The sequence below is a fragment of the Actinomadura sp. 3N508 genome (assembly GCF_044326375.1).
GTDB lineage: Bacteria > Actinomycetota > Actinomycetes > Streptosporangiales > Streptosporangiaceae > Spirillospora.
The window spans coordinates 392,210-409,619 of the sequence record NZ_JBIRAX010000010.1 but is presented as its reverse complement, the minus strand read 5'-3'; the positions used below and the strand labels follow the sequence as shown (position 1 = coordinate 409,619).

The 17,410-nt window shown below is 72.2% G+C and carries 13 protein-coding genes; 7 read left to right on the top strand and 6 right to left on the bottom strand.

Annotated elements, in window-relative coordinates:
- Positions 1-227: 227 nt before the first annotated feature.
- Positions 228-1,625 (bottom strand): FAD-binding oxidoreductase, encoded by a 1,398-nt coding sequence (locus ACH34S_RS32270; RefSeq protein WP_395956624.1) that lies wholly within the window; start codon positions 1,623-1,625, stop codon positions 228-230.
- A 356-nt stretch (positions 1,626-1,981) separates the two neighbouring features.
- Positions 1,982-5,347 (bottom strand): ATP-binding protein, encoded by a 3,366-nt coding sequence (locus tag ACH34S_RS32265; protein ID WP_395956623.1) that lies wholly within the window; start codon positions 5,345-5,347, stop codon positions 1,982-1,984.
- Positions 5,348-5,399: 52 nt separating this feature from the next.
- Here ACH34S_RS32265 and ACH34S_RS32260 point away from each other — a divergent pair, with 52 nt between their 5' ends.
- Positions 5,400-6,218: a class I SAM-dependent methyltransferase gene (locus ACH34S_RS32260; RefSeq protein WP_395956622.1), complete on the top strand. Its 819-nt coding sequence runs from the start codon at positions 5,400-5,402 to the stop codon at positions 6,216-6,218.
- 41 nt (positions 6,219-6,259) lie between these two features.
- Here the strand turns inward: ACH34S_RS32260 and ACH34S_RS32255 are convergent, their stop codons facing one another.
- Positions 6,260-7,096 (bottom strand): DUF2332 domain-containing protein, encoded by an 837-nt coding sequence (locus ACH34S_RS32255; RefSeq protein WP_395956621.1) that lies wholly within the window; start codon positions 7,094-7,096, stop codon positions 6,260-6,262.
- A gap of 123 nt (positions 7,097-7,219) precedes the next feature.
- Between ACH34S_RS32255 and ACH34S_RS32250 the strand changes: the two genes are divergently transcribed.
- A complete protein-coding gene (locus ACH34S_RS32250; protein ID WP_395956620.1) occupies positions 7,220-8,719 on the top strand; it encodes a sensor histidine kinase in 1,500 nt (499 codons plus the stop codon).
- On the opposite strand, the gene ACH34S_RS32245 is transcribed toward ACH34S_RS32250, so the two are convergent.
- Complete coding sequence (locus tag ACH34S_RS32245; protein ID WP_395956619.1) at positions 8,697-9,722, bottom strand: NAD(P)-binding domain-containing protein; 1,026 nt, start codon at positions 9,720-9,722, stop codon at positions 8,697-8,699. The genes ACH34S_RS32250 and ACH34S_RS32245 overlap by 23 nt on opposite strands.
- 148 nt (positions 9,723-9,870) lie before the next feature.
- Between ACH34S_RS32245 and ACH34S_RS32240 the strand changes: the two genes are divergently transcribed.
- The 3 genes from ACH34S_RS32240 (at position 9,871) to ACH34S_RS32230 (ending at position 14,202) form a co-directional block, all read left to right on the top strand.
- Positions 9,871-12,987, top strand: coding sequence for a BTAD domain-containing putative transcriptional regulator (locus ACH34S_RS32240; RefSeq protein WP_395956618.1), 3,117 nt, complete (start codon positions 9,871-9,873; stop codon positions 12,985-12,987).
- Positions 12,984-13,871, top strand: coding sequence for an arylamine N-acetyltransferase (locus tag ACH34S_RS32235; protein ID WP_395956617.1), 888 nt, complete (start codon positions 12,984-12,986; stop codon positions 13,869-13,871). Before ACH34S_RS32240 ends, ACH34S_RS32235 begins: the two co-directional genes overlap by 4 nt.
- Before the next feature lie 142 nt (positions 13,872-14,013).
- Entirely contained in the window at positions 14,014-14,202 is a 189-nt protein-coding gene (locus ACH34S_RS32230) for a hypothetical protein (RefSeq protein ID WP_395956616.1), read from the top strand.
- Between the two features lie 81 nt (positions 14,203-14,283).
- Here ACH34S_RS32230 and ACH34S_RS32225 read toward each other — a convergent pair whose 3' ends face one another.
- Both ACH34S_RS32225 and ACH34S_RS32220 read right to left on the bottom strand, forming a co-directional pair.
- The gene (locus ACH34S_RS32225) at positions 14,284-14,484 is read right to left on the bottom strand and encodes a hypothetical protein (RefSeq protein ID WP_395956615.1); all 201 of its coding nucleotides are present in this window, start codon (positions 14,482-14,484) and stop codon (positions 14,284-14,286) included.
- 22 nt (positions 14,485-14,506) lie between these two features.
- A complete protein-coding gene (locus ACH34S_RS32220) occupies positions 14,507-14,863 on the bottom strand; it encodes a DUF3140 domain-containing protein (protein ID WP_395956614.1) in 357 nt (118 codons plus the stop codon).
- Between the two features lie 170 nt (positions 14,864-15,033).
- On the opposite strand from ACH34S_RS32220, the gene ACH34S_RS32215 reads away from it, so the two are divergent.
- Positions 15,034-16,491 carry an aminotransferase class I/II-fold pyridoxal phosphate-dependent enzyme gene (locus ACH34S_RS32215; RefSeq protein ID WP_395956613.1) on the top strand — a complete coding sequence of 486 codons (1,458 nt, stop codon included), beginning with the start codon at positions 15,034-15,036 and terminating at the stop codon, positions 16,489-16,491.
- 69 nt (positions 16,492-16,560) lie between these two features.
- Positions 16,561-17,394 carry a phosphoribosylaminoimidazolesuccinocarboxamide synthase gene (locus ACH34S_RS32210; RefSeq protein WP_395956612.1) on the top strand — a complete coding sequence of 278 codons (834 nt, stop codon included), beginning with the start codon at positions 16,561-16,563 and terminating at the stop codon, positions 17,392-17,394.
- Positions 17,395-17,410: the final 16 nt, after the last annotated feature.

The window sequence follows — 17,410 nt, the reverse complement described above, 5'->3', positions numbered from 1 at the left end:
CTAGGGGCCGTAGAGGCTCCGAAGTCAAGGGTGGGACGGAGTCCCATCGCGAAGCGACGCCGAAGGCGCCCTTGACTTTGGAGGGGCGGCCCCGTACGCAGCGCCACCCCACCCCGAACCCTAGAACCCAGAACACAGAAAATGGAATGACGGCCCCAGCTTCGCCATTCCCGGCGACTACTGCCAGCGGGCCCACCCACCGTAGGATCAGGGTGGGCCCGTGGCGGCTACGGCGTCGGCTGGATGTTCTGGTTGATGTGGAAAAGGTTCTCCGGGTCGTAGTGATTCTTGATGGCGACCAGGCGAGCGTAGTTGCCGCGATAGGACGCCCGGACACGCTCATTCCCCTCGCTCATCATGAAGTTGATGTAGGCGCCTCCGGCGGACGTGGGGTGCAGTGCCTCCCAGTAGTCCTGAGCCCATTTCGTGACGAGGATGGAATTGGCCGGGTCCGGGTCGACGCCGACGATGACCCCCGCCCAGCCGCCGTCGCGGTGGGCGAAGGCGGTGGCGTCGGCGGGGACGCGGGCTGCGGCGCCGTCGATGGGGTAGAGGTGCATGGTGGAGTGGCCGGTCGGCAGCTGTTCGCCGTACTTGCAGTGGATGTCGATGGCGGTGTCGGAGATCTCGTTGAAGAAGTCCGCCTTCCAGTACCATTGGAGACCGGCCGGGTAGAGGCCGTCGAACGCGCCCTGCAGGACGTTGAACGGCATCTCGTGCAAGCCCTCCAGCAGCGGCGGGCCGAAGGTCTTGACCGGTTCGAGCACCTCGTCGGCCTTGTCGTGCGGTCCGGTGTAGCACCAGACGATCCCGCAGACCTTGCGGCCCCAGAGCGCCTCGGGGAACGGCGGGGCCGGCGGGACGGCCATGATCCCGAGCCAGCCGCTCAGCTCCTCCGGCAGCGAGGGCAGCAGCTCCCGGTACCAGCGCATCACGTCGGCGGTGTCGGCGAGGTCGTACAGCACCGGGCCGCCGATGATGACGCCGCGCTCACCGATGGCGTGGCAGCGGAAGGTGAACGAGGTGACGACGCCGTAGTTGCCACCGCCGCCGCGCAGCGCCCAGAACAGGTCGCTGTGGGACGTCTCGCTCGCCTTCACGAACGTCCCGTCGGCGAGGACGACGTCGGCGGAGATCAGGTTGTCGACGGTGAGGCCGAACCGGCGGGACAGGTAGCCGATGCCACCGCCCAGCGTCAGCCCGCCGACACCCGTCGACCCGAGGAAGCCGGACGGGGTGGCCATGCCGAATCCGACGGTCGCGTGGTCGACGTCCTGCCAGGTGCATCCGGCGTCGACGCGGACGGTGCGCGCGGCGGGGTCCACCGTGGTGCCGCGCAGCAGCGACAGGTCGATGACCAGCGCGTCGTCCCATACCCCGAGGCCGCCCGCGTTGTGCCCGCCGCCCCTGATGGCGAGCTCGACGCCGTTCGCGCGGCCGAACCGGACGCAGGAGATGACGTCGACGACGTCCCGGCAGCGGACGATGGCGGCCGGACGCCTGTCGATCATGGCGTTGTAGACGGCGCGGGCCGTGTCGTACTCGGGATCCCCCGGTCTGATCAGTTCGCCGTGCAGGACGCCGGCTAGCTCGTCGTACGAGGTTTTTTCTGTTGCCGTGCTCATGAGGCTCCCCCTTGGATACGTGCTCGATTGGAGCGACGTTAGGAACACGGGCGTTCGCGAAGCGTTCGCCCAGACGCGGCCGTTTCAGGCAAAAGGCCGGAACGCCAGGCTCAAACCCCGAACGCCCGGCCTCGAGACCCTCAACACCAGGCACGACACCCTGAACACCAGGCTCGACACCCCGAACGCCCGGCTCCCCGCCCTGAACGCCCGGCCCGACGCTCCGAACGCCCGGCCCGAAGCCCCGAACCCCAGGGGCGAAACCCTAAACGCCAGACTCGACGCCTAAACGCCCGGCTCGACGCCTAAACGCCTAAACGCCCGGGTCGACGTCGCAAACGCCCCGGGTCGGCGCCTTAAACGCCCGGGTCGGCGTCGTGGACGTCCGGGGCGGCTCCGCGAAGGCGTAGGTCGTGTTCGCAGCGGTGGAGGAGCGCGATGCTGCCGTGGCCGGCCGCCGTCCGCGCGGCGGAACGCAACCGTGCGACGGCCGGTCCGCTTTGGTCGTACGCGGCGCGCATCCGCATCACCTCGGGCAGCCACCAGACATCGTCATGGGACTGCGCGGCGGAGAGCGCGGCGTCGAGCGTCGCGCGGGCCGCGTCCGGACGGTCTTCGCGGGCCAGCAGGTCGGCGAGCAGCGACAGCCAGTAGGGCATGCGGGCGAACGCCCCCTGAGCACGAAGGTTCGCGATGCCCTCGCGGGCGAGGTTCACGCCCAGCGGGCCGCCGCGGTGCCATCCGTCCAGGACCAGGCCCCATTCCCGGTAGTAGGCGAAGTCGTAGCGGCCGCACAGTTCGCGCAGCTCGCTGACGGTTTTCTTCAGCTCGGGCATGTCGCGGCGCATCTGGTGGGTGACGCTTCCGTAGGCGAGGGCCACGGCCAGGACGTAGGGGTGCCCGGTCGTCCGGGCCTGCTTGATCGCGCCGGTGCAGCTGGCCAGCGCCTCCTCGTCGTGGCCGAGGAGCCAGTGGGCGTGGGCCGCCCAGGCCGTTCCGTGGACGTCCGGACGGGTCCCGACGCTCAGCATGAACGCGCCGCGTGTCAGCGTGGCGGCGAGTTCCAGGTGGCGCAGGCCGTCGGCGGGATTGCCGAGGCTCAGGGCCCCTCCGCCGACGGCGAAGTGGGCGGGGCCGCTCGCCTCGGAGTCGGGGTCCGCGCTGTTGAGCGCCTGGACCGCGGCCCGATACCCCTCGGTGATCCGGCCTTGGACGAACCGGGACGTCCAGAGCACGACCAGGCCGTCCAGCAGCGATTCGTCGTCGCCGAGCGACTCGGCCAGCGCGACGGCACGCTCGGTCGTCTCCCGCAGGTGCGGGGACGAGTAGCCGTACCTGGCGTTGAGCGGCGCCGCCATGGCCTTGAGGATCTCGAGTTCCTTGCCGTCCCTGGCGCGGCCCTCAGGCAGAGCGCGGACGATCGCCAGCGCCTCCCGCAGCAGCCGGATCGACTCGGTGTGCGCGAACAGCCCGCCCGCGACCTCGGCGGCCCGCCGGTAGTAGGCCAGCGCGCGGTCGGGACGCCCGCCGCGCGCGTACTGCTCGGCGAGCTGCGCCGATACCGCGTCGGTGTCGTCGGCGTGCAGCAGTTCCAGGCCCTGCGCGATCCGGCGGTGCAGCAGCCATCGCTTCGGCGGCGTGACCCCCGCGTACGCCGCGTCCCGCAGCAGGTCGTGGGAGAAGTCGTAGCCGCCCCGGAATTCGCGCATGATCCGGTGGCGCCACAGCTCGTCGACCGCCTCGACCACGACTCCGGCGTCCAGGTCGCTGGCCTCGGTGAGCAGGTCGAGGGCGAAGTCGGTCCCGACTGCGGCGGCCAGCCCGGCGATCTCGCGGGCGGGGGCGGACGCCCGGTCCAGCCGGTTGCGCAGGACCGAGGTGAGGTCACCGACCCCGACCCCGACTCCCGCCTCGGCCACACCCGCAGCCGCGCCCGCCCCGGCAGCCGCGCCCGCGCCTGCGCCCGCCCCGTCCGGGGAGGCGCCGCCGCGGAGGGTCTCCACCACGTAGAGCGGGAAGCCGCCGGTCGTCGCGTGGAGCAGGTTCGCGTCCGCCTCGGGAAGGCGGCGTCCGGTGATCGCCTCGGCGAGGCCCGCCGTGCCTTCGGCTTCCAGCGGGTCGAGGGTGAGGTCGGTGAGGAGTCCGGCGGTCCGCATCCGGACGGTCCAGTCGGCGAGCTCCGGGCCGTCCCCGAGACCCTCGTCGCGCAGCGTTCCGGCGATCATCACCGGGGTATCGCCCGCCAGGCCCAGGTAGAACGTCAGGAACGCGAGAGTGTCCTGGTCGCACCACTGCATGTTGTCCAGGACGAGCACCATGGGCTGGCCGACGGCGATCAGCGCCCGCGCCAGCCCCTCGAAGAAGCGGGGCCGTTGCCAGGCATCCGCCACGGGCCTCACTCCGCCGCCCCACGGTTCCGCACCCCCAGCAGCAACGCCCCACGGTTCGGCGCCCCACGCCCCGGCGCCAACGCTCCGCGACCCAGCACTCCGCGATCCAGCACTCCGGGATTCGGCGCTCCGCGATTCGGCGCTCCGCGTCCCGGTGCTCCCGCCACTCCGCGTCCGCGTCCTGTGGCCCTTGACCGGGACGAGGCGGTCGACTTCGGCGCGCCACGTCTCGTCGAGGGTCGCGGTGGCGGATCGTGCGGCCGGGGTGCGCAGCCAGTCCGCGACCGGGGCGAGCGCCAGCCGTCCGGACGATCCGAAGCACTGGCTGGACGCGACCACCGCGCCCTGCCGCCGGGCCAGCTCGGCGAACTCCGTCACCAGGCGGGTCTTCCCGACTCCGGCGGCACCCCGGACCAGCGTGCAGCCGGGACGGCCCGCCATGGCCGTACGCCACAGGTCGCGCAGCACGTCGAGCTCCCGCGACCGCCCGACGAGCCGGGCCACGGCGACACCGGACCGGCCCGCGTCCGGCACGGCGACGACCGCCGCGTCCGCCGCCGTCCCGCCCTCGGCGGCGCCCGCGGCGGCCACATCGGCGCCCGCGCCCGCCATCAGGCGCTGGAATGCGCGCCGGGTCGCCGGGTCCGGGACGACGCCCAGCTCGCGCTCCAGCACCGAGGCGCAGTGGTGGTAGGTGCTGATGGCGCCCGCCCGATCGCCCAGGTCGGCCTGCAACTGGATCAGGACGCGGTAGCCGACCTCCTCCAGCGGCTGCAGCCGGATCCGGCGGCGGGCGGCGTCGACGGCCCTCGCCAGGTCGCCCGTTCCGGCGGACGCCGTCGCGACCAGATCGCACATCTCCACGCACCGGCGCTCAAGCTCCGATCTGGCGTCCAGCACCCAGTCGTCATGCACGCCGGGCAGGAGGTCACCTTTGTATTCGGCGATGGCCCGGCACGCGTGATCGGCGGCCGCTTCCCCGTCTCCCTTGGCCAGCGCCGCCCGAGCGCCCTCGCACTCGGCGGCGAAGACGCGCAGGTCGACGCGGCATGTCCCGCTGTCTCGCCAGCACAGATCCCGGGACGTGACCACCAGCGACGGCTCCTGGCCGAGGACACGCCGAAGGTGATGCAGCTCGCGGCGCAGGTTGGTGAGCGCCTGCGCGTCCGTGGAGTCGGGCCAGAAGATCCCCGCGATGCGCTGCCTGGTCTGCGGCGCCCCCGCATGGGCGGCCAGATACGCGACGAGTCCGACCGTGCGCGGTGAACGCGACCGCACACCCGACTCGTCGTCGCCGATTACCTGATCCCCCAGCAGAGACGCGTACAGCATGGCAAGCCCGCCTCCCGAAACCTCCTCAGATTAGCTGTATCGTCGGCACGCCATGGGCGACGTGTGGGCTGCCGGAGACGCCTACGAGGACTACGTGGGCCGGTGGAGCCGCCGGGTCGCGGACCCGTTCCTCCGCCGGCTGGACGTGCCCGCCGGCAAGCGCTGGCTGGACGTCGGCTGCGGCACCGGAGCGTTGACGGCAACGATCTTGGCTTTGACGGACCCCGCCCAGGTCATCGGGGTGGACACGTCCGAAGGATTCCTCTCCCGCGCCCGCGCTCAGGTCACCGATCCACGTGCGAGTTTCCGGCTCGCGGACGCCCGTTCGCTGCCGTTGCCGCCGCCGTTGCCGACGCCCGGCCACCGCCGCCGGTTCGACGCCGTGGTGAGCGGTCTGGCGCTCAACTTCGTCCCGGAGCCGCACCTGGCCGTGGCCGAGTTCGGCCGGGTCGCCACGGAGGGCGGCACGGTCGCCGCCTACGTCTGGGACTACGCCGAGGGCATGGCGATGATCCGGCACTTCTGGGACGCCGCCATCACGCTCGACCCGGCCGCCGCCACCGAACTCGACGAAGGCCGTCGCTTCCCGCTGTGCCGCCCCGAACGCCTCCACCGCCTGTGGACGGACGCCGGGCTGGACGAGATCACCGTCGAGCCGATCGAGGTGCCGACGGTGTTCACCGGCTTCGACGACTACTGGCGGCCGTTCCTGGGCGGCCAAGGCCCGGCACCCGCGTACGCGATGTCGCTGACCGAGGAGCACCGCCGCGACCTGCGCGACCTGCTCCGCACCCGCCTCCCTGCCGCCCCGGACGGCTCCATCCGACTCACCGCCAGAGCATGGGCAGTAAGGGGCATTAGAGGGCAGTAGAGGGCGTAAAGGGCGGTAAGCGGAACCAGGACCGCAGGGCGTTAGGAGCCTGCCAGCCAGGACAGCATGCGGCCCCTGGACCAGCATCGGCCAAGGCCCTCGGCGCGCAGGGACGAGTGGTCGAACAGCGCCAGCCCGATGATGCTGTGCCCGGACGCGCGCCGATCACCGAAGGTCGGCATCCCCGGCGCGACCCCGACGCCTTCCACCGACACCCACGCTACCGTCCGCTCGGTCGCCGCTTCGTCGAGGCGGTGCAGGAAGCGCAGGCGGGTTTCAAGCGGGTAGCGCGACAGTGACCAGGTCGTGGTGACGACGGGCAGGGCGTCGGCGGGGACGCGGGCGAAGGCGTCGGGCAGCAGGTCGAGGACGTCCCCTTGCAGCAGCAGTGGAGGAGCCTTCGCCACCAACGCCACCTCTGCGTCGAACCTGGCGATCTGGTCCGGCTGATCCCTGTCCGGGACCGAGTCCGAGTCCGAGTCCGAGTCGGGGACCGAGGGTAGGCAGGTGCGGAGCCAGCGGACCTCGTCCGGGTCGGTGACGTCGATCGGATCGCGGTCGACGCCGATCCGGGCGACGACCTCGGGCAGCGCCCGCGCCGGAACAGGCCCGTCGCTCACAAGCGAACACGACATCTGAACAGGCGAGGACGCGTCGCCCACAGATACCAGTGGCTGCCCATCACGCTTGCTGTAGGTGATGCCGACGCGGTCGACGTTGAGGTTGAACCCCGCCGAACAGCCGACGTCGATCAGCCCGACCGCATCAGCGCCCGCCCGGTGGGCCGCCTCGGCGATGGCCGGATACAGCACCGCGCAGTGCCCCGTCGTGCGGGCCCTGGCCCTGCTGCGGCTCCGTGCGGTCGGCGGCTTCGGCATTCCGGCGAGTCTAGCGATTCGGGCGAATACCCCGGATCGGCGGCCGACGATCACCATGATCTACGCTGAGTGGGTGAGTTGTTACTGTTAGTGTCCGGCCGTTCGGGATTCGGGGGATCGGCTGTGGCGACGGAGAGGTGGGGGACGGTCCGCCGGTGGCACAGGCGGCTGTTCTTCTCGGCGCGGGGACGCGCGACGCTCACCACCGTGGCGGTGTCGACGCTGATCCTCGGCCTGGTGTTCGTGCTGCTCATGGTGCTCGCCCGGGAGTGGGCGGAGAGCAAGGTGTGGCGGAAGTCCGAGCGGACGGTCGAGCGGGTCGTGACCGACATCGTCCGCGGCCGCTACGAGGACGTCCTCGACACCGAGCCGGACGAGACGTCGCTGGTGCAGGTGCTCGGCCCGGACGGGGTGGTCGTGGCGGAGAGCGTCGGCCTGAGCGGGCGCCCGCCGCTGGCGGCCGACGACGTGCTGAACGACAAGATGATCATCGACCGCGCCTCCTGCCCCGACTTCCTGGAGGGCTGCGTCTGGATATTCGGAACGCGGTTGCGGACGTCGCCGTGGGGGCCGGGCGTCACGGTCATCGCCGCGACGCCGCTGCCGACGCTGCTGCACGTGTGGCTGTTCCCGGCGTCCCTCGCGCTGGTCATGGTGGCGCTGCTCGCGCTGATCGCCTGGTGGACGTGGCACACGATCGGGCGGGTGTTCGTCCCGGTCGACGAGATCCGCGCGGAGATGGCGGAGTTCAGCAAGCAGGGCCTCGGCCACCGGGTGCCGGTCCCGAAGACGGGCGGCGTCCGGCTCCAGGCGCTCGCCGAGACCGTCAACGCGACGCTCGAACGGCTGCAGGAGGCGACGGAGCGGGAACGCCGGTTCGTCTCGGACGCGTCGCACGATCTGCGCAACCCGCTCGCCGCGTTGCAGACCCAGCTGGAGTCCGCGCTGGACGAGCCGGACGACTACGACTGGCAACCGATGGTCGTGTCGGCGCTCGGCGACACGCGGCGCCTGAACAACATGGTCGTCGACCTGCTGGAGCTGGCCCGGCTCGACTCCCGCGCCCCGGTCCCGATCGAGCGGATCGACCTCGCCGGCCTCGCCCGCCGGGAGGTCGAGCGCCGCCCGCCTCGCATCCCGATCACCACCGACCTGGAGCCGGACGTGACCGTCCAGGCGAACCCGGTGCGGCTGGCGCGGGTGCTCGGCAACCTGCTGAGCAACGCCGAACGGCACGCCGTGGACGGCATCCAGGTCACGGTGGAGCGGGACGGGGGCGACGCCGTCCTCGAGGTGCTGGACGACGGCGACGGCGTCCCGGACGAGTCGCGGGAGCGGGTGTTCGAGCGGTTCGCGAGGCTCCGCGAGTCCCGGACCCGGGACCCGGACGGCACCGGGCTCGGGCTGCCCATCGCGCGCGAGATCGCCGAGGTCTACGGCGGCACCCTGCGCATCGACGACAGCCCGGCCGGCGCCCGCTTCGTCCTACGCCTCCCCCTCCTCCTCAAGGACGCCCCTAAGGACGCCCCCAAAGAGGACCCCCAGAACGCCCCCAACGACGGCGCCAACGAGGGCCCCACGGAAGACCCTAGAGACAGCTCTAAGGACGACGGCGGCGGATGACCTCGATGACGCTGGACAGGCCATCCGATCCGTGACCGGCGTCGACGGTGCGCCAGAACAGGTCCCTGAGCGCGAGCGGCCCGGCCGTGTCGATTCCCGCTTCGCGGGCGGCCGCCACGATGTGGTCGGCGCCGACGGCCTGCATCCTCATGGTGTGGTCGTCGCCCGGGTGGACGCCGGCGTCGATCGTCTCGGTGATGATCTTCAGGAAGCCCATCGGGCCGTCCGACGCCAGATCCCCCACCGTCGCGGCGGCGAACGGGCGGAACTGCTCCGCCGACACACCCGCCGTGCCCAGCAGCGCCACCGAATGCATGTAGGCGGTCAGCGTCGACCAGAACAGGTACAGCTGCGCCTGGTAGTAGAGCGACGACAACCCGAGGTCTGAGCCCACGAAGGTCGCGTCGCCCAGCTCGGTCAGCGTTTCGCGATGCCGGTCGAGGGTCGCCTCCTCGCCGCTGTAGAAGATGTACGCACCCGGCTTGCCGATGCCCTGCGGCGGCGACATGACCCCGCCGGTCAGCAGGTCCGCACCATGCCGGGTCGCCCATTCCCCGGCGCGGCGCAACTCGTCCGGGCTGCCGGAACTGAGGTTGACCAGGGCACGCCCCTTGAGCACCTCGCCCGCAGCGGAGCCGGGCGAGCCGGGCGAGTCGGGCGAGCCGAGCGAGCTGAGCGAGTCGGGCGAGCCGAGCGAGTCGGGCGAGTCGGGCGAGCCGAGCGAGTCGGGCGAGTCGGGCGAGCCGAGCGAGTCGGGCGAGTCGGGCGAGTCGAGGGAGTCGTACATCGCGGGGTAGTCGGTCTGGCTGATGACGATCAGTTCGGACGCGGCGAGCGCGTCGGCGGACGTCGCGGCGAGGGTCGCGCCCTTGGCCACGAGCGGCTCCGCCTTGGCCGCCGTCCTGTTCCACACCGTGGTCGGGTGCCCGTTGCCGAGGAACGTCGCGGCCATGGCCGCGCCCATGGGCCCCAGGCCGATGACCGTCACAGGTGATTTCGCCATTTGAATCCTCCTCTGAGTGATGGGTCGAGCCTCACCGGCGGCGCTACGGAAATGCTTCGGGCGGTCCCGTAGCGGTCCCGTAGCCGCCCTGTAGCCGCCCTTTAGCTGGGGCGTAGCCGTCCCGTCGCGGGTGCGTACGCTGGACGTCGTGCGTTTCGGGGTGCTGGGTCCGCTCATCGCGTGGACGGATGACGGGTCCGCCGTGCACGTCCCGGAGCCGAAGGTCCGGACGCTGCTGGCGATGCTGCTGACCGAACCCGGGCGCCCGGTGTCGGCCGATCGGCTGGTGGACGCGCTGTGGGGCGACCGTCCGCCGCGTAACCCGTCCGGCACGCTGCAGGCCCGCGTCTCGCAGCTGCGTCGCGTCCTGGACGATGCGGAACCGGGTGCGCGAGCACTGCTCGTCGCCCGCCCGCCCGGCTACCTGATCGACGTGCTCCCAGACGCCGTGGACGCCGGACGCTTCGCGACCCTCACCGTCCAGGCAGGCGAGACGACCGACCCGCTGACCAGGTCCCGCCTTCTGGGAGAGGCGCTGGCACTGTGGCGCGGCCCCGCGTTCGACGGCCTCGACCAGAGGCTGAACAGCACCATCGCCACCGCCGCGACCGAGCTGGAGGAGCGGCGGCTGGTCGCGCTGGAGGAGCACGCCGAAGCCCGGCTTGAGCTGGGCGAACACGCCGCGCTGGGCGCGGAGCTGGCGGCGGAGGTCGCCCGGCATCCGCTCCGGGAGCGGCTCCGCGCCGCGCACCTGCGCGCCCTCTACCGTGCCGGACGCGGGAGCGAGGCCCTCGCCGCCTACCACGACCTGCGGGAACGGCTGGCCGGCGAGCTGGGCGTCGACCCGAGCCCGGAGCTGTCGGCGCTCTACCTGTCGATGCTGGAGCAGGAACCATCGGAAGCGGGGCGGCCCCGCACGACGTCGAGGCTGCCGGCCGCCATCGGGGAGCTGATCGGGCGCGGCGACGCGGTGGAGCGGGCCCGCGCGCACCTCATCTCCGACCGGCTGGTGACGTTGACCGGCCCCGGCGGCGTCGGCAAGACGCGGCTCGCGCTGGAGACGGCCGCGCGCTCCGCGGCCGACCACCCGGACGGCGTGTGGATGGTCGAGCTGGCCGCCGAGCAGGCCGAGACGGCGGCGGACGTCGCCGAGCCGGTGGCGCGCGTCCTCGGGCTGTGGGACGAGGGCGGCGACGGCCCGGCCGAGCGGCTCACCCGGGCCCTGGCGGTCCGCCGGTCGCTGCTGGTCCTGGACAACTGCGAGCACCTCATCGAACCCGCCGCCGAGCTGGCCGGACGCCTGCTGGCCGGGGCGCCGGGCCTGCGGATCCTCGCCACGTCCCGGGAACCGCTGGGGCTGCCCGGGGAGCGGCTGCAGATCGTCCCGCCACTGGATCTGCCCGGCCGCGAGACGGCGCCGGACGCGCTGCTGAGGTCGAGCGCGGTGCGGCTGTTCGTCGCGCGGGCGGCGGCCGCGGCGCCGGGGTTCACGCTGGACGAGGCGTCCGCGCCGTGGGTCGCGTCGATCTGCCGGCGCCTCGACGGGCTGCCGCTCGCGCTCGAACTGGCCGCGACCCGCGTCCGCGCGCTCGGCGTGCGGGAGCTGGCCGCCCGCCTCGACGACCGCTTCCGCGTCCTCGCGGACGCCCGGCACGGCGGCCCGGCCCGGCAGCGGACGCTCCGCGCGATGATCGACTGGAGCTGGGAGCTGCTGACCGCCCCCGAGCAGGTCACCCTGCGGCGGCTGGTCGTCCACGCGGGCGGCTGCACCCTCGACGCGGCCGAAACGGTCTGCGACACAGACGCCACCGCACTGGCAAGGCTCGTCGACCGCTCACTCCTCACCCGCGCCGAGGACGACGGCCGCTACCGCCTCCTGGAATCGGTGGCCGCCTACGCCCTGGAGCGGCTGCAAGAAGCAGGCGAGGAGGACGAGTTCCGCCACCGCCACGCCCGCTACTACACCACCCTCACCGAACGCGCCGCCGAGCGCCTGCGCGGCCCTGAACAGCCCGAATGGCTGGACGTTCTAGACCGCGAGGCCGCCAACCTCACCACCGCGCTGAAACACGGCGACGCCGCCGTCACCGTCCGGCTGGCGAACGCCCTGGGCTGGTACTGGTTCCTGCGTGGCCGCTTCGGCGAGGCCCGCAACGCCTTCGAGACGGCATCGCAGCCACCCGCCACGCCCTCAGCCGAGACCGCCGTGTGGCTGGCCGCGTTCACCATGCTCTCCGGCGAGACCAAGGATTCGGAACAACTCCGCCAGACCGCCCTGGCCACCCCCCAGAAGGACGAGTTCGCGCAAGCCAAGGCGGAATGGTTCCTCAGCCACGTCCACTGGGCCTACGGCGACCTGGCCGCGAACGAAGAACGCGTAGAGCGCGCCGTCTCCGTGTTCCGCGCCCACGGCGACCGATGGTTCACGGCCGCCGCGCTCACCACCCGCGCCAGGTTCGCCCTGGGACACGGCCGGCTCGCGGCGGCGTACCAGGACGCCGAGACCAGCATGGCGATCTTCGACGAGCTCGGCGACCCGTGGGGACGGCTGGAGGCGTCCGACGCCCTGGCCCGCCACGCCGAGATCATCGGCGACCACGGCGCGGTCGCCCGCCGCCACCGCGCCGCCCTCCACGCCGCCGAAGAGCTGCGGATGTGGCCCGAGGTCTCCTACCGGCTGTCCGGTCTCGGCCGCGTCGCGCTCCTCACCGGCGACCTCGACCAGGCCCGCGACCTGCACGAACGCGCGCTTGACCTGGCCGGACGGCACGCGGCGCGCTCCGCGCAGGAGTTCGCCGAGACCGGGCTCGGCCTCGTCGCCAGGGCGCGCGGCGACCTCGACGCCGCCGAGGCCCACCTGCGCGCCTCGCTCGGCTGGCTGCGCGACATCGGCGGGACGGCCGGGATCGCGTTCGCGCACGCCCAGCTCGGCTTCATCGCGGAGGAGCGCGGCGACGCCGGGACCGCGCTCGCCCTGCACACCGAGGGCCTCGCCGGGGCCCGCGCCGTCGGCGACCCGCGCGCGGTCGCGCTCGCCCTCGAAGGGCTCGCCGGGGCCCGCTCCCTCGCGGGCGACCACGCGGCGGCGTCCGAGCTGCTGGCAGAGGCCGCCGCGCTCCGCGAGGCCGCCGGGGCGCCGCTGCCCGCCGCCGAACGCCGCGACGTCGACCGCATCACCGAGCGGATCGGGAGGATCCGGGACGCGTCCGGCGTTACCCAACAAACGGGCACGTTCCATGGCGAGGGGAAGCAGGGCAGAGCATGAGCGAGGATCTCGGATACGGCTGGCAGGGCGACGCCCTCGACCTGCCCGCCTACCTGAAGCGGGTCGGCCACGACGGCGACCTGGCCCCGACCGGCGACACGCTGCGCGCCCTGCACCGCGCGCACACCACGTCCATCCCGTTCGAGAACCTGGAGATCATGCTGGGGCGGCCGGTGGACCTGTCGCTGGACGCCGTCCAGGCGAAGCTGGTCGGACGGTCCCGCGGCGGCTACTGCTACGAGCACAACCGCCTGTTCGCGGCGGTGCTGGAACGGCTCGGCTACGAGGTCACCGCCCTGGCCGGACGGGTCACGCTCGGCGCCCGCAAGCTGCTGCCCGCCACGCACGCGCTGCTGCACGTCCGCCCGCCGGGCCAGCCGCGCGAGGAGCCCGCCTGGCTGTGCGACGTGGGCTTCGGCGCCGGTCCGCTGGAACCGCTGCGGCTGCGCGACGGCGAGGAGGCCGACCAGGACGGCTGGGGCTTCCGCCTCCACAAGGGCCGGACCGTCACCGCCTGGACGCCGAACACGGTCGGCTGGGAACTCCACCAGCGTGGGCCGGACGGCTGGGTCGTGCGCCACACCTTCACCATGAACGAGCAGTTCCGTGTCGATTTCGAGGTGGGCAACTTCTTCGTCTCGGCGAGCCCGCACTCACCGTTCACGACCCGCCCGTTCACGCAGAAGTTCAGCGCCGACGCACACCGCGTCCTGGACGGCACGAAACTCACCATCAACCGCCCCGGCGCCCCCACCGAGACCCGCACGCTCACCCCGGAACAGCTGCCCGAGACGCTCGCGGAGGATTTCGAGATCGTCCTGGAGCCCGAGGACGCGACGCGCCTGATCGAATTCCAGCGCAACGTCACCAAGGCGGAGGGCTAGGGGAGAGGTCTGCGGTCTGGCCGAGAAGCCGGCCGATCGAGACTTGAAGCCTTTCCTCGGGGTACCGCCCAAGGCATCGGACCTGCGCGGGCCCGGCCGGACACCGGACGGGCCCGGCGCATATCCGCAAGCTGGAGGGCTGATGAGCGATCACAAGAACGACGAGGACCGGCCGCTCGCCGACCGACGCGCCGAGGCCGGCGCGCCCCAGGAGGACGACCCCGACCTCGCGGAGGAGCACACCCCCGGTCCCACCGACCCGCCGAACGCCGAGGCCGACGCCCCGGGCGGCGAGGACGACGGATACCTCCCACCGACCGAGAACCCGTAGCACCCAATGACCCCGTAGCACCCATCGAGAACCGTCCCGGGGCCGGCAACCGGCCCCGGGACGGTCTCGACGCCACTGCTCCTAGCCGGCCGGGTGCGGCGGCTGCTGGTCGGGCGGGGTCCCGCCGCCTTCGCCGCCTCCCTTGTTCCCCTTGTCGGTGCCGTGCGCGTGGCCCTTGGCCCGCGTCTTCTTCGGGTCGGTGGCCTCCGGCGCGGGCTCGTTCGTCACCGAAGTCCGCCCCGACCGCCGGATCTCGGGTTGCTGCGGGTTGGGCATGCTCATCCCTCCTTCGGGCCGGGCGGATCTAGGCGCTGGACGGTTCGGGACGCAGCGGGTCATGCCCGACGGTCATGAGCGCGTGCCGCCACTCATCGTCCCGTTCCGCGTCCGGCGGACGGTTCTCCAGCCGGTCTTCCACGAAGTCCACGACCTGCTGCATCACGTCGGCGTCGCTCTCGGTGAGGTCGACCTTCCGCTTGCGCAGGACGTCCACCACACGGGAGCCGAGTTCGGACACTCCCGGGCTCGGGCCGGGCGGGAACGCCTCCTCGCCCGACGCGTCCGTCATCAGCCAGATGCGCAGCTCGTCGGAGGTCATGTTGACGAGCCGGTGGAAGTCCTCCCAGGCCAGCTCAGCCTCGGCCGGTATGCGATCGTTCATTGGATTACTCCCTGTTGCCCGTTCCGTCCCCCGCCCTACCCGACACCCGCCGCCCCATTCACGCCCCCGCCCCATTGACGCCCCGCCTCATTCACGCCCCGCCTCATTCACGCCCCGCCCCCGGCCCGCGGACGCCGTTAGATCAGGATCGGCCCGGGAAGACGCCAGACATGGACCATTCGCAGGCCCCCGTCCTCGATGCCCTGGCCGCGTACCACCGCGAAGGCCAAGTCCCGTTCACCCCACCCGGCCACAAACAGGGCCGGAGCGCGGACCCGCGCGTCCTGGCGGTGCTGGGCGACGCGGTGTTCCGCTCCGACCTCCTCGCGATCTCCGGCTTGGACGACCGCACGTCCAGCCAAGGGGTGCTGGAGCGGGCGCAGGAACTGATGGCGGACGCCGTCCACGCCGAGCGCACGTTCTTCTCCACCTGCGGCAGCAGCCTCTCGGTGAAGAGCGCGATGCTGTCGGTCGCAGGCCCCGGGGAGAAGCTCCTGGTGGGACGGGACGCGCACAAATCAGTGGTCTCGGGCCTGATCCTGTCCGGCGTCCGCCCGATCTGGGTGGAGCCCCAATGGGACGCGTCCCGCCGGCTGGCACATCCACCCTCCGCCGAGTCGTTCGCGGCCCGCCTCGACGAGCACCCCGACGCCCGAGGCGCCCTGGTCACCAGCCCCACCCCGTACGGCACATGCGCCGACCTGGCCGCCATCGCCGCCGCCTGCCACGAGCGCGGCAAACCGCTGATCGTGGACGAGGCATGGGGCGCGCACCTCCCCTTCCACCCCGACCTGCCGACCTGGGCGATGGACGCCGGGGCCGACGTGTGCGTGACGAGCGTCCACAAGATGGGCGCCGGGCTGGAGCAGGGCTCGGTGTTCCACCAGCAGGGAAGCCTGGTCGATCCCTCGGTCCTGAAGGCCCGGGAAGACCTCCTGGGAACCACCAGCCCATCCGTGTTGCTCTACGCGGGCCTGGACGGATGGCGCCGCCAGATGGTCGAACAGGGCCACGACCTGCTGCAGAAGACTCTCGATCTGGCCGCCCGCGTCCGCGATGAGATATCCGCCATCCCGGGCTTCACCGTCCAGGGCCGGGACGAGTTCACCGGCCCCGCCCTGGCCCACGACCTAGACCCGCTCCCGGTCGTCATCGACATAGCCGCCTTGGAGACCACCGGCTACCGGGCCGCCGACTGGCTCCGCTCGCACCACCACATCAACCTGCATCTGGCCGACCACCGCCGCATCAGCGCCCAGTTGACCTTCGCCGACAGCGAGGAGACCGTCGCCCCCCTGCTGAGCGCCCTGCACGACCTCCGGAGGCACATCGAGCCCGCCCCGGAGGTCCACGTCCCCGGACCCGAGGACCTGCGCCTCGAACTGGTCGTCCTCCCCCGCGACGCGTTCTTCGGCCCCGCCGAACAGGTCTCCGCAGGCGAAGCCATCGGCCGGATCTGCGCGGAGATGCTCACCCCGTACCCGCCGGGCATCCCGGTCGTCCTGCCAGGCGAGCGCATCACAGCGCCCGTCATGGACTACTTGCGCAGCGGCGTAGACGCCGGAATGGTCGTCCCAGACGCAGCGGACTCCACCGTCAAAACAGTCAGGGTCTTCATAGAGCACTGACCGGACGACGCCCCCGCCCGACCCCTATGCCAGACTCCCTTTTCGGCGGACGACGAGTTGAGGAGCGTCATGGAGTTGGTCCACTCGGGCAAGGTCAGGGACGTCTACGCGGACGGGGACGACCTGATCCTCGTCGCGTCCGACCGGGTGAGCGTGTACGACGTCGTCCTGCCGACGCTGATCCCCGACAAGGGAAAGATCCTGACCCGGCTCTCCCTCTGGTGGTTCGAGCAGCTGGCCGACATCATCCCGAACCACATCATCTCCGCGACGAACGTGCCCGACGAGTGGGAGGGCCGCGCCGTCCGCTGCCGCCGCCTGACCATGCTCCCCGTCGAGTGGATCGCCCGCGGCTACCTGACCGGCCTGGGCCTGAAGGAGTACGAGAAGAGCGGCGCCGTCTCCGGCCTCCCGCTCCCGCCCGGCCTGGTCGAAGGCGCGAAACTCCCCGAGCCGATCTTCACCCCCACCACGAAGGCCACCGAGGGACACGACGAGTTCATCACCTACGACGACGTCGTCACCGAGATAGGCGACGAGACCGCCGCCCACCTGAAGCACGTCACCCTAGAGATCTACAAGCGCGGCGCGTCCCTGGCCGCCGAACGCGGCATCATCATCGCCGACACGAAACTGGAGTTCGGACGGGCCGCCGACGGAACCCTGACCCTGGGCGACGAGGTCCTGACGCCCGACTCGTCCCGCTTCTGGCCAGCCGACCAGTGGCAGCCGGGCGGCCCGCAGCACTCCCTCGACAAGCAGTACGTCCGCGACTGGAGCAGCAACCTCGACTGGGACCGCACCCCGCCCGGCCCCGCCATCCCGCAGGAAGTCGTGGACGCCATCCGAGCCCGCTACGTAGAGGTCTACGAACGCCTGACCGGCACCCGCTGGGCACCCTGACCCCGCCGCCACCGCC